Below are 13,985 nucleotides of genomic sequence, written 5' to 3'. Positions count from 1 at the left end.
GATCTGCGCATGTCTCGTGGGCTCGGAGATGTTTATAAGAGACAGGTCCTACGCGGGCGCCGCCCACGCCTTCCACCTGCCCCGTGAGCTGTCCGAGCCCCTGCTCGCCCTGGGCCGCCGCGAAGGCGCCACGTCCTTCATGGTCCTGATGGCGCTGTTCCAGGTGCTGCTCGCCCGCACCTCCGGACAGGACGACTTCGCGGTGGGCACACCCATCGCCGGCCGCTCCCGCCCCGAGGTCGAAGGCCTGTTGGGCTGCTTCGTCAACACGCTCGCCTTCCGCGCGAAGCTCGACGGGACGCCGGGCTTCCGGGAGCTCGTGTCGCGCGTGAAGCAGCAGGCGCTGGGCGGCTACGCGCGCCAGGACATGCCCTTCGAGCAACTGGTGGACGTGCTCCAGGTGCCTCGCGACCTGAGCCGTACGCCGGTGTTCCAGACCGTCCTCAACGTCATCAACGTGCCCGAGGCCCAGACGACGGGAGGCGCCGGGCTCCAGATTGGCGGCGTGGACGTGCCGGTGACGACGTCCAAGTTCGACCTGACCCTGGAGGTCTGGGAGCAGCGCGACGGCCTGCGCTGCCGCCTGGAGTACGCCACCGCCCTCTTCGACGCCGCGACCCTGGCCCGCATGGCGGAGCACCTGACCGTGCTGGCCAGGGCCATCGTCGCCGCGCCGGATGCGCCGGTCTCCACGCTGCCGCTGCTCACGCCGGCCGCACGCGAGCAGGTGCTGCGCGGCTGGAACGACACGCGCGTGGACTTCCCCCGTGGCGCCACGCTCCACCACCTCTTCGAGGCCCAGGCCGGACGCACGCCCGAGGCCATCGCGCTCCAGTTCGAGGACCAGCGGCTCACCTACGCGCAGCTCGAAGCGCGGGCCAACCAGCTGGCGCACCACCTGCGGGCTCGCGGCGTGGGTCCGGAGACCCTGGTGGGCGTCTGCCTGGAGCGTTCCCTGGAGATGGTCGTCGCCCTGCTGGGCGTCCTGAAGTCCGGCGCGGCCTACGTCCCGCTGGATCCGGCCACACCCGCGGAACGGCTCGCCGGGATGCTGGAGGACACGGCCGCGTCCGTGCTCCTCATCCAGGAGCGCTTCCGTGCCGCGCTGCCTTCGCATGCCGAGCACCCTCTCGCGCAGGATTCACGGGGAGGAGCCCGCGCTTCGCGGCCCAGCGGCACCGCGCAGGTCATCGCACTGGACGCGCAGTGGGAAGCCATCGCGCGCCAGTCCGCGGCCCCGCCTCCGCCGCTGGCCGGTGAGGACTCGCTCGCCTACGTCATCTTCACGTCCGGGAGCACCGGCCGTCCCAAGGGCGCGATGAACGCGCACGCGGGTGTCGTCAACCGGCTGCACTGGATGCAGGCGCGCTACGGCCTCACGCCTTCGGACACGGTGTTGCAGAAGACGCCGTTCAGCTTCGACGTGTCCGTGTGGGAGTTCTTCTGGCCACTGATGACGGGCGCGAGGCTGGTGCTCGCACGGCCCGGCGGACACCAGGAGCCGGACTACCTGCTGGCGCTGATGGCCCGCGAGGGCGTGACGACCGCGCACTTCGTGCCGTCCATGCTGCGCGTCTTCGTGGAGGAGCCCGGCCTGGAGTCCCTGACGCGCCTGCGCCAGGTGATGTGCAGCGGCGAAGCCCTGCCCGCGGACCTGGTGCTCCGCGCGCAGGCCCGCCTGCCGCACGCCACGCTGCACAACCTCTACGGCCCCACCGAGGCCGCCGTGGACGTGACGTCCTGGGAGTGCCCACGCGACGCATCACTCCGCGTGGTCCCCATTGGACGGCCCGTGGCCAACACGCGCATGTACGTCCTGGATCGCCACGGACAGCCGGTGCCCGTGGGCATCCCGGGGGAGCTGTTCATCGGCGGTGTGCAGGTGGGCCGGGGCTACTGGCGCCGCCCCACCTTCACCGCCGAGCGCTTCATCCCCGATGCCTTCAGCGACACGCCCGGCGCACGCCTGTACCGCACGGGTGACATCGCCCGGTGGCGCACCGACGGCTCGCTGGAGTACCTGGGCCGCGCGGACTTCCAGGTGAAGCTGCGTGGCTTCCGCATCGAGCTGGGAGACATCGAAGCCGCGCTCCAGTCCTGGCCCGGCGTGCGCGACTCCGTGGCCGTCGTGCGCCAGGACGACGTGGGAGGACCGCGCCTCATCGCCTATGTCACCGTCGAAGGCGGGATGCTCGACACGGCGGGGCTGCGCGCGTTCCTGCACTCGCGGCTGCCCGAGTACATGGTGCCCTCAGTCCTCGTCCGTCTGGACGCCCTGCCGCTCACCTCCAGCGGCAAGGTGGACCGCAAGGCCCTGCCCGCGCCGGACGCGCCCACCGCCGTTCGCACAGAGCCCATCGCCCCGCGCGACGACACCGAGCGCGCCCTGGCGGAGATCTTCGCGCAGGTGCTCGGCATCGCGCGGGTCGGCGTGCGGGACAGCTTCTTCGAGCTGGGGGGCCACTCGCTGCTCGCGACCCAGGTGGCCGCGCGCGTGCGTGCGCGCCTGGGCCGGGAGGTGCCGCTGCGCACGCTGTTCGAAGCCCCCACGGTGGAGGCACTCGCCCGGCGCATCGCTCCGTCGGGAGCCGTGGCCCCCGCTCCAGTCCAGCCCGGGGCAGCCGAGCCCACCGCGTCGACCGGCCTCACGCCGCTGACGCGCGGGGTGCGGCCCGCCGTGCTGCCGTTGTCGTTCGCGCAGCAGCGGCTGTGGTTCATCCATCAACTGGGCACCGCGGACACGGCCTACAACATGCCGTTCTCACTCCGGCTGGAGGGCACGCTCGACATTGCCGCGCTCCAGCGGAGCTTCGACCGGCTGCTGCGCCGCCATGAAGCCCTGCGCACCACGTTCCGTGAGTACGAAGGCGCTCCGGAGCAGGTCATCCACGCACCGGGCCCGCTGCCCCTGCGCCAGGTGGACCTCACCGGCATCCCGGACCTGGAGCAGCGCCGCGCCGAGGCCTCAAGGCTGGCCACGGAAGAAGCACGCACGCCGTTCGACCTGGAGCAGGGTCCCCTCCTACGGGCCCTGTTGCTGAAGCTGTCGCCCACCGAGCACGTGCTGGTGCTGAACCTGCACCACATCATCTCCGACGGCTGGTCCACCGGCGTCCTGGTGCGCGAGATGGGCACGCTCTACGCCGCCCTCTCCCAGAACCTGCCGTCCCCGCTGCCCGAGCTGCCGGTGCAGTACGCCGACCACGCGCTGTGGCAGCGCGGCTGGTTGCAGGGCGCGGTGCTGGAGGCACAGCTCGGCTACTGGCGCCGGCAGCTGCAAGGCGCGCCGTCGCACCTGGAGCTGCCCACGGATCATCCGCGTCCGGCCCGGCAGACCTTCCGGGGTGCCCTGATGCCGGTCACCCTCCCGCCCGCTTCGAGCGAAGCCCTGGAGGCCCTGGCGAAGCGAGAGGGCGCCACGCCGTACATGGTGCTGCTGGCCGCGTTCCAGGTGCTGCTGGGCCGCTACGCCGGTCAGGACGACGTGCTGGTGGGCTCCCCCATCGCGGGCCGCCGTCACGCCGAGTCCGAGGCCCTCATCGGCTACTTCGCGAACACCGTGGTCCTGCGCACGCGCCTGCGCGAGGACGACACCTTCCGCTCCCTGCTGGAGCGCGTGCGGGACACCACCCTGGGCGCCTACGAGCACCAGGACCTCCCGTTCGAGAAGCTCGTCGAGGAGCTGCACCCCGCGCGCGACGCCTCCCGCACGCCGTTCTTCCAGGTCACCTTCACGCTGCAGAACGCACCGCTGCCGGCGCTGGCCCTGCCCGGCCTGACGCTGGAGCCGATGAACGCCGACCCGGGCGCGATCCGCTTCGACCTGGAGCTGCTGCTGCACCGTGCGCCGGAGGGTTTCACGGGAGGCCTCAACTTCAACACCGCCCTGTTCACGCCCGGCACGGTGGCCGGGATGGCCCGGCACCTGAAGGTGTTGCTCGACGCCGCGGTGGATGCGCCAGCGACCCCGCTGACGCGCCTGCCGCTGCTCACGGCGGAGGAACGGCGACAGGTGCTGGCCACCTGGAGCGACACCGCGACGGAGTATCCGCGTGACGCCTCCGTGCCCGCGCTGTTCGCGGAGCAGGCCGCGCGCACGCCGGACGCCATCGCCGTGCGGATGCCCGCGAGCGCCGGGGCCTTCTCGCCCGCGCTGTCCGCGGAGCAGGCGGCTCGCACACCGGACGCCGCCGCCGAGAAGATGCCCGCGAGCGCTGAGGCCTTCTCACCCGCGCTGTCCGCGGAGCAGGCAGCGCGCACGCCGGACGCCATCATCGAGAAGATGCCCGCGAGCGCCGGGGCCTTCCTGCCGGCGGTCACGGCGCGCGAGCTCACCTACGCGGAGCTTGATCGGCGGTCGAACCAGCTCGCGCATCACCTGCGGCGGTTGGGCGTGCGGCCTGGGGATCGCGTGGGGCTGTGCGTGGAGCGTTCGCCGGAGCTCGTCACCGGCATGCTCGGCATCCTCAAGGCGGGCGCGGCCTATGTGCCCGTGGAGGCGAAGGCCCCCGCGGATCGCACGACCTGGGTGCTCCAGGAGGCGGGCGTCAGCGTGCTCGTCACCCAGGAGGCACTGGCGGATGAGCTGCCGGCGGTGGCCGAACTCCTGGTCCTCCTGGACGCGGAGGCGGAGCTGATCGCGAAGCAGCCGGCCACGGCGCTGGACGTGCGGGTGCCCGCCGACGCGCTGGCCTACGTCATGTTCACGTCGGGCAGCACGGGCCGTCCCAAGGGTGTCAGCGTGCCGCATCGGGGCATCGTGCGCCTGGTCCGGGGCAACGGCTTCATCTCCTTCGGCCCGGAGCAGGTGTTCCTCCACGCGGCACCGGTCGCGTTCGACGCGTCCACCCTGGAGCTCTGGGGCGCGCTGCTGCACGGCGCGAAGCTGGTGCTGGCGCCACCGCGTGCACTCTCGTTGTCGGAGCTGGGCACGCTGCTGACCGTGGAGGGCGTCACCACGCTGTGGCTCACCGCCGCCCTCTTCGAGCAGATGGTCCTGCACGAAGGCGCCTCGCTCGCGGGTGTGCGGCAGGTGCTCGCGGGCGGCGATGTGCTGCCCGTGCCTCGCGTGCGGGAGCACCTGGCGCGGATGGCGCCGGACGCCGTGCTCGTCAACGGATACGGCCCCACGGAGAACACCACCTTCTCCACCACGCACACGCTGCGCGCCGGAGACACCGTGGAGCGCTCGGTGCCCATTGGCCGGCCGCTGGCGAACTCCACCGCGTGGGTGCTGGATGCGCACCTCCAGCCCCTTCCGCCGGGACTCCCCGGCGAGCTGTACGTGGGCGGCGACGGCCTGGCCTGGGGCTACCTCCAGCGGCCAGACCTCACCGCCGAGCGGTTCATCCCCCATCCCCACTCCGCCACGCCGGGCGCCCGGCTGTACCGCACGGGTGACCGGGCCCGCTGGCGCGACGACGGCACCTTGGAGTTCCTGGGCCGCACCGACTTCCAGCTCAAGCTGCGGGGCTTCCGCATCGAGCCCGGCGAAGTGGAGGCCGTGCTGCGCCAGGCCCCGGACGTGCGCGAGGCCATCGTGCTCGCGCGCGAGGACGTGCCCGGTGAGAAGAGGCTCGTGGCCTACGTGGTCCTCGAGCAAGACGGAGCCAGCACCGACCGCGTGAAGGCGCACGCGCAGCGACAGCTCCCCGACTACATGGTGCCGTCCGCCTGGGTGATGCTGCCGTCCCTGCCGCTGTCACCGAATGGCAAGGTCGACCGCAAGGCCCTGCCCGCGCCCGAAGCGCCCCGGTCCCCGGAGTCGACGCGCGAGGCCCCCCGGAACGCGCTGGAGGCCCGTCTCGCGGCCATCTGGGCGGAGGTGCTGCACCTGGACGCCGTGGGCATCCATGACGACTTCTTCGACCTGGGCGGACACTCGCTCCTGGCCACGCAGGTGGTGTCGCGCATCCGCGCGGTGCTGGGCGTGGAGCTGCCCCTGGGTGAGCTGTTCAACGCGCCCACCGTGGCCGCGCTCGCGCAGCACCTGGGCACCACCACGAAGCGCGATGCACAGGTGCCGCCGCTCACCCGGGCGCCCAGGCCTCCGCTGCTGCCGCTGTCCTTCGCGCAGCAGCGGCTGTGGTTCATCGATCAGCTCGAACCGGGCAGCGCCCTCTACAACATGCCCGTCGCCCTGCGGCTGCTCGGCGTGCTGGACGAGTCCGCGCTCGAGGGAAGCCTGGATGCGCTGATGGCGCGGCACGAAGCCCTGCGCACCACCTTCCGCACGGAGGCGGGCCAGCCCGTGCAGCACATCCACGCCCGGGCCACCGTGCCGTTGGAGCGCGTGGACCTGACAGCGCTGGAGGACGCCGGAGCCCGCCTGCGCGAAGCGGAGCGCCGGGCCACGGTGGAGTCGCAGCGGCCGTTCGACCTGGAGCGCGGGCCGGTGATCCGCGCCCTGCTGTTGAAGCTCGCGGCGGAGGAGCACGTGCTGGTGCTCCACCTGCACCACATCGTCTCCGACGGCTGGTCGCTGGGCGTGATGGTGCGCGAGCTCACCGCCCTCTACGCGGCCCTGCGCGAGGGCCGTCCGCCCGCGCTCCCGGAGCTGCCCGTGCAGTACGCGGACTTCGCTCTGTGGCAGCGCGGCTGGATCCAGGGTGAGGCGCTGGAGGCGCAGCTCGCGTGGTGGGCCCAGCAGCTCGCAGGAGCCCCCCGCGCCCTGGAGCTGCCCACCGACAAGACCCGCCCCGCCGTCTCCACCCAGCGCGGCGACACCGTGCCGGTGCACCTGCCCCTGGCCCTGTCCGAGCGCGTGGAGGCCCTGGCGCGGCAGGAGGGCGCCACGCCCTTCATGGTGCTGCTCGCGGCCTTCCAGACGGTGCTGCACCGCTACTCCGGCCAGGACGACGTGCTCGTCGGCACGCCCATCGCGAACCGCCGCCACGCGGAGACCGAGGGGCTCATCGGCTTCTTCGTCAACACGCTGGTGCTGCGCGGAAGCTTCGGCGCCCGGACCACGTTCCGGGAGCTGCTGGCCCAGGTGCGCACCACCACGCTGGGCGCGTACGAGCACCAGGACATCCCCTTCGAGCGGCTGGTGGAGTCCCTGCAATCGACGCGCGACCTGGGGCGCATGCCGCTGTTCCAGGTGATGTTCGCGCTCCAGAACGCGCCGGTGCCGGAGCTGTCGCTGCCCGGGCTCACCGTGCGGCCCGCGGCCCTCGCGGAGCGCACCACGTCCCAGTTCGACCTGAGCCTGGACCTGGACCGCCGCGACGACGGCTTCCACGGCAAGCTCGAATACGCCACGGACCTCTTCGAGCGTCCCACCATGGCGCGGCTCCTCACGCACCTGCGCGTGCTGCTGGAGACGGTGCTCACGCAACCGGATGCACCGCTGTCCAGCCTGTCCCTCGTCTCGACGGAGGAACGTCAGCAGCTCCTGGGCGAGCTGGCCGGAGGCGTGTCGTCCTTCGACGGAGACGGCACGCTGCACGGCCGCTTCGAGGAGCAGGTGGCGCGAACCCCGGATGCCGATGCCGTGGTGTTCGGGGAGACGACGCTGTCCTTCCAGCAGCTCAACGCCCGGGCCAATCAGCTCGCATGGCATCTGCGCTCGCTGGGCGTGGGGCCGGAGGTCCCGGTGGGCCTGTGCCTGGAGCGCTCCGCGGAGAGCGTCATCGCGCTGCTCGCGGTGAACAAGGCCGGAGGCGCCTTCGTGCCGCTGGACCCATCCGCGCCCGCCGCGCGCAAGTCACTGCTGCTCAAGAACTGTGGCGCCTCCGTGCTCGTGACGACGCAGGCTCTGCAAGAAGCGTGGGGCCCCGACGTGCCCCACCTGGTGCGGCTGGACGCCGAACCGGTCCGACTGTCGGACAGGTTCACGGAGAACCCGCCGCCGTCGTCGGGCGCGGACAACCTCGCCTATGTCATCTACACCTCCGGCTCCACGGGCACGCCCAAGGGCGTGATGGTGCGCCACCGCTCGCTGCTCCACCTGCGCCACGCGCTCCTGCGGACCGCCTATGCGGGACAGCCTCCGGGGCTCCGCGTCAGCATCAACGCGCCGCTGTTCTTCGACGCCTCCATCGAGCAGGTGCTCCAGCTGCTGGACGGCCACTGCGTGTGCCCCGTCCCGGACGACCTCCGGCTGGAGCCGGAGCGGATGCTCGAGTGGCTGGAGCGGACGCGGGTGGACGCGCTGGACTGCACGCCCGCGCAACTCAAGCTGCTCCTGGACGCGGGGATGCTGGAGCGTCCCCGCCTGCCGTCACTGATGCTGGTGGGCGGCGAGGCGCTGGACGAGGTGATGTGGCGGCGGCTCGCCGAGACCTCACGCACGCGGGCCTTCAACGCCTACGGCCCCACCGAGTGCACCGTGGACGCCACCGTGTGGGACGTGCAGGGAACGTCCCACGCGCTGCCCGTCATCGGCCGGCCGCTGGACAACCTGCGCGCGTACATCCTCGATGAGCGTCAGGAGCTGGTGCCCTTCGGCCTGCCCGGAGAGCTGTGCTTCGCCGGTGACGGCGTCGCGCGCGGCTACCTGGGCCGTCCGCACCTGACCGCCGAGCGCTTCATGCCGGACCCTTTCGGCACGGAGCCAGGCGCACGGCTGTACCGCACGGGCGACAAGGCCCGGTGGCGCGAGGACGGCACGCTCGAGTTCATGGGCCGCCTGGACTTCCAGGTGAAGCTGCGCGGCCACCGCATCGAGCTGGGCGAAATCGAATCCACGCTGCGCGCGCACCCTGGCATCCGGGACGCGGTGGCGCTGGTCCGCGAGGACGTTCCGGGTGACGCGCGCCTCGTGGCCTACGTCACGCCGGAGGTGGACACCGCTCCGCTGCGAGAGCACCTGCACCGGCACCTGCCCGAGTACATGGTGCCCGCGGCCCTCCTCGCCCTGCCCGTTCTGCCGCTGACCCCCAACGGCAAGGTGGACCGCAAGGCGCTGCCCGTGCCGGACGCCTCGCGGCTGCCCGCACGGATCTCCGAACCTCCGGTCACGCCCACCGAGGAGCGCCTCGCCGCTCTCTGGGAGGAGCTGCTGCGCGTGCCCGGCGTGGGCCGCCATGACAACTTCTTCGAGCTGGGCGGACACTCGCTCCTGGCCACGCAGGTGGTGGCCCGCGTACGCGCCCGCTTCGGCGTGGAGCTGGCCGTCCGGGCCCTCTTCGAAACCCCCACCGTGGCGGGCCTCGCACGGCGGCTGCCGGACGCTGCGCCCACGCCCACGCTGCCGCCGTTGACGCGGACGCAGGGGGAAGCACTCGCGCCCCTGTCCTTCGCGCAGCAGCGGCTGTGGTTCATCGACCAGCTGGAGCCGGGCAGCCCGCTCTACAACATGCCCTTCGCGCTGCGGCTGACCGGAGCGCTGGACGTGTCCGCCCTCCAGCGGGCCTTCGACGCGCTGGTGCAGCGGCATGAAACCCTCCGCACGACGTTCGAGTCCCACGACGGAGCGCCACGCCAGCGCATCCACGCGGCCCCCACGGGAACGCTGCGCATGGAGGACCTGGAGGCCCTGCCCGCGAACGAGCGCGAGGCCGAGGTCTGGCGTCGGGCGGACGCGGATGCGCTGCGTCCCTTCGACCTGGGCACCGGGCCCCTTGCACGCTTCACGCTGCTGCGCCTGGACGCGACGGAGCACGTGCTCCTCCTGTGCACGCACCACACCGTCTCCGATGGCTGGTCCTTCGGAGTGCTCGTGCGCGAGCTGGTGGCGCTCTACGCAGCGTTCCGCCAGGACCAGCCGTCACCACTGCCGGAGCTGCCCGTGCAGTACGCGGACTTCTCCCGGTGGCAGGCCGAGTGGATGGAAGGCCGGGTGCTGGAGGGACAGCTCGACTGGTGGAAGCGGCAGCTCGAAGGGGCGCCGCACGCACTGGCGCTGCCCACCGACCGGCCCCGTCCGCCCCGACGCTCCGCCCATGGCGCGCGGCTGCCCGTCCAGCTGTCCCCGGCACTGAGTGACGCGGTGGAGGCGCTGGCCAAGCGCGAGGGCGCCACGCCCTTCATGGTGCTCCTGGCCGCGTTCCAGCTGCTGCTGTCGCGGTACGCCGGACAGGACGACGTGCTCGTCGGCACGCCCATCGCGAACCGCCGCCACGCGGAGACCGAAGGGCTCATCGGCTTCTTCGTCAACACGCTGGTCCTCCGGACCCGCTTCGCCGGGGGCACGTCGTTCCGGAAGATCCTCGCGCAGGTGCGCGCCACCACGCTCGGCGCGTACGAACACCAGGACCTGCCCTTCGAGCGGCTGGTGGAGGCACTCCAGCCCGAGCGCGACCTGGGCCGCACCCCGCTCTTCCAGGCCCTCTTCGCGCTGCACAACACGCCGGAGCCGGAGGCCGTGCTTCCCGGCCTGACGCTCCAGGCGGTGGAGAGCCTCTCCACGACGGCGAAGTTCGACCTGGACCTGGCGCTGACGCGGCTGCCCGACGGTTTCCAGGGCGCGCTCACGTACAGCACGGACCTCTTCGAAGCCGCCACGGTCCAGCGGCTGATGGAGCGCTGGAGCACGCTGCTGGAAACCATCCTCACGGCGCCCGACGCGCCCCTGGACCGGGCCTCCCTGCTGACGGAGGAGGAGCTGCGCCGGATGCACGTCCCGGAGGCACCGGCCTCCCGTCCTTCCGGCGCCACCGACGTCGCCCCACGAGACGACCTGGAGCGGGAGCTGGTGGCGCTCTGGGAGGAGCTGCTGGACGTCCGGCCCATCGGCGTGACGCGGCCGTTTTTCGAGCTGGGGGGCCACTCGCTGCTCGCCGTGAAGCTGATGGCGCGCATCCGGGAGCGGTTCCACCGCGAGCTGCCCCTGGCCGCCCTCTTCCAGGCGCCCACGGTGGAGACGCTGGCCCGGCTGCTCCAGCAGGCGCCCACGGTCTTCTCCCCGCTCGTGCCCATCCAGCGCGAGGGCACGCAGCGGCCCTTCTTCTGCGTCCATCCGGTGGGCGGCAACGTGCTCGCGTACGCGGCGCTGGCGAAGCAGCTGGGCCCGGATCAACCCTTCTACGGACTCCAATCGCAGGGGTTGGATGGAGGCCGTCCGCCGCTCGACACGGTGGAGGCGATGGCGGCGCTCTACGTGGCGGCCGTGCGCACCGTGCAGCCTCGCGGTCCGTATCGCCTGGGAGGCTGGTCCATGGGAGGCGTGGTGGCCTTCGAGATGGCCCGCCAGCTCCAGGCCCGCGGAGAGACCGTGGAGCTCGTGGCGCTCATCGACCCGAGCGCGGCGACGGACGACCGGGTGGCGCTCGACGTGGATGACGCGCGTCAGGTGGCCGCGCTGTTCCAGCTCGACCAGGGACAGCTCGCGTCGCCCGAGGCGTCCACGGCCTCGGGGCGCACGCTCCTCCAGGTCTTCACCCACAACCTGCGGGCGCTGAAGGTCCACCGTCCCGGAACGTTCACCGGCCGCGTCCTCCTGCTCCAGGCGGGCGACGGCAGGCCCGCCAGGGACGACGGCTGGAGCGGGCACGTCCACGGCGAGCTGACGCGTGAAGTCCTCCCCGGCACCCACTACACGCTGCTGCGCGCGCCCCACGTCCAGCGGCTCGCGGAGCGTCTGGCGGAAGCGCTCCAGCGCGCGGCACGGGACACCTCGCGGTAGGCCGGAGTCCACCGTGACTGCCGTGGAAGCCCGGGGGGCATGACAGCGCCGTCCCCTGGGCGGCACCCGCGCGCGTGCCAGGACTGGCACGTTCGCGGCGTCGTCCCCGCGCCAGAAGGCCCCGGTGCGCCTGCAACGTCCCGGAATCCCATCGGTGGGGCCCTGGCGGCCCGCGTGGCCCCGCCCTTGCCATGGGAAGGCTCCGCAACCTCAAGGAGCCTCATCCCCATGAATCACCCGAAGCCCTCCGCTGCTCCCCGCTTCTCCCGCCACGCGAAGTCCCTGACCTGGAGCCTCCTGGCCCTCGCGGCCGCCGGCTGTGGTGCCGGCGACAGCGCCAGCCCCAGCACCCCGGCGGAGCGCACCCAGCCCCTCACCGCGCTGCCCACGAGCTGTCTGGACATCCGCACCGCCCAGCCCGGCGCGCCGGACAGCTACTACGTGCTCTACGTGGCCGGTGACGTCACCGCGTCCTGGACCGCGTACTGCCACGACATGGCCGGCACCCCGAAGGAGTACCTCGCCCTGCCGCGCAAGGAGCCTGGCGCCAACTTCTCGCAGTACACCGCGGGCGGCGCGTCGCCCGGCACCGACGTCCGCACGGCCTACTACCAGCTGCGCATCGACCCCGCGACCCTGCGCGTGGACACCGCCGACCAGACCTTCGCCATCTCCACGGGCGAGCTGACGCACTCGCCGGACACCGTCACCTCCGTTCCCTACGGCGTGGCCATGGCGTGCGGCGGCGGACAGGGCGTGGGCCGCGTCGACCTGCGGGGCACCCCGTTCACGGTGGACGCGGAGGCGTTCGGCGTGGGCGGCGCGAGCGCGACCGGTGCCGCCGTCTCCAGCGAGGACGGCCAGGTCGTGGACCTGACCGGCGACGGCTTCTGCGGATGGGTGGGCCTCGTGGGCAGCTACAACCCCTACAACCAGCAGGGTGGCGCGCTCCAGCTCCACTACCGCGGAGGGGACCGTCCCGCGACGTGCCAGGACATCCGGGCCGCCCGGCCCGGCGCGCCGGACGGCGAGTACGCGCTGTTCGTGAACAAGGACCCGCTGAAGCGCTGGACGGCGTGGTGCAAGGACATGGTCAGCACGCCCAGGGAGTACCTCGTCCTGCCGCACACCGAGGACGGCGCGAACTACTCGCAGTACACGGCGGGAGGGAACTCGCCGGGCACCGACGTGCGGACCCGGTACACGCGCGTCCGGCTGAACCCCGCCACCCTCACCGTGGACACCGCTGACCAGACCTTCGCGACGTCCACCGGCGCGCTCAAGCACGTCAACAAGGAGCCGGTGACGGCCATGACCTACGCGGCGGCCATGGGGTGCAGCCGCACGGGCCTGGCCAACGTGGACCTGCGGGGCACGCCGTTCTCCGTGCCCTCGGGCGCCATTGGCAAGTTCGGCCCCTCCAGCAGCTCGTCGTGGTGGGCGTTCAGCGACAACAACCAGGTGGTGGAGATGCACGGCTACGGCGGCTGCGGCTGGGTGGGCCCGCAGGGCAGCTACAACCCGTTCAACCAGAACGGCGCGCAGCTGCCCCTGGCGTACACCGTGCCGCAGCCGTAGCCCTCAGGGCGACGGCAACAGCCCCGCGCCGGGCTTCACCAGCACGACGCGGGAGTAGGCCATCTGGAAGCCCAGGCGCATGGCGTTGCGCTCCGTGGGGATGCCGGGAGAGGACATGATCGCGGCCAGGTCACTGCCCTTCTCCCGTCCTCGCGCCAGCCGCGCGGCGATGAGCGCCTGCTGCACGCCGCGCCGCCGGTACGCCGGCCGTACCGACGTGCCGAACAGGGACGTGAGGCCGTCGCTCACCTCGCAGCCTCCCGCCCCCGCCGGCTCGCCGTCGATCCATGCCATGTACGAGTCCGAGGAGGGGTTGCGCGCCGCCTTCAATCCCATCTCCCAGAAGATCTCCGGCATCGGCTCGCCTTCCGGGACGAAGCCGCTGCCGGCGACCTCCACGAACCTGCGCACCGCCGCGTCGTCGGACGGATCCACCCGCTCGATGCGCAGCCCCGGGGGCGAGCCCTTCGCAAGCAGCGACAGGTCCTCTCCCGCGGGGAGCGGCCGGTACAGCACCGTCTCGAACTCGCGCAGCACGAAGCCCCGGTCCGCCAGTCCCTTCAGCAGGGCCTGCGGCGCGAAGGGGCTCAGCTCCGCCTTGGGCTCCACCCCGCGCGAGGCGAAGAAGTCCACCAGCGCGTCCAGCTCCGCACCCGTGACGTCGCGCTCGAAGCCATAGCCGCACGACTTGTTGATGTACGAGCCCACGCCGCCGAACGCCATCCAGCCGTCGGCGAGCGGCGCGGAGTCCGTCGCCAGCGCCACCGCGGAGGTGGCCTGCTTGCGTTCGAACCGCCGCGCGATCTCCACCAGGTTCACGTCGTTCATCCACTCCCTTTAC

Annotated in this window: 3 protein-coding genes; 2 read left to right on the top strand and 1 reads right to left on the bottom strand. The window is 72.3% G+C overall.

Annotation, left to right across the window (positions count from 1 at the left end):
- Window positions 1-16 precede the first annotated feature (16 nt).
- Both D7W79_RS08900 and D7W79_RS08895 read left to right on the top strand, forming a co-directional pair.
- Window positions 17-11,566 carry a non-ribosomal peptide synthetase gene (locus tag D7W79_RS08900; RefSeq protein WP_244221665.1) on the top strand — a complete coding sequence of 3,850 codons (11,550 nt, stop codon included), beginning with the start codon at window positions 17-19 and terminating at the stop codon, window positions 11,564-11,566.
- A 228-nt stretch (window positions 11,567-11,794) separates the two neighbouring features.
- Window positions 11,795-13,144, top strand: coding sequence for a GON domain-containing protein (locus tag D7W79_RS08895; protein WP_120524913.1), 1,350 nt, complete (start codon window positions 11,795-11,797; stop codon window positions 13,142-13,144).
- 3 nt (window positions 13,145-13,147) lie between these two features.
- On the opposite strand, the gene D7W79_RS08890 is transcribed toward D7W79_RS08895, so the two are convergent.
- Window positions 13,148-13,972, bottom strand: a complete 825-nt coding sequence (locus D7W79_RS08890; protein ID WP_120524912.1) for a GNAT family N-acetyltransferase — start codon at window positions 13,970-13,972, stop codon at window positions 13,148-13,150.
- Window positions 13,973-13,985: the final 13 nt, after the last annotated feature.

Source organism: Corallococcus exercitus, from assembly GCF_003611585.1.
Lineage (GTDB): Bacteria > Myxococcota > Myxococcia > Myxococcales > Myxococcaceae > Corallococcus > Corallococcus exercitus.
This window is presented reverse-complemented; position numbering and strand designations above follow the sequence as displayed.

Bases quoted from the DNA above. Each gene is read 5' to 3' on its own strand.
- D7W79_RS08890 (WP_120524912.1), bottom strand. From the start codon at position 13,972: ATGAACGACGTGAACCTGGTGGAGATCGCGCGGCGGTTCGAACGCAAG.
- D7W79_RS08895 (WP_120524913.1), top strand. From the start codon at position 11,795: ATGAATCACCCGAAGCCCTCCGCTGCTCCCCGCTTCTCCCGCCACGCG.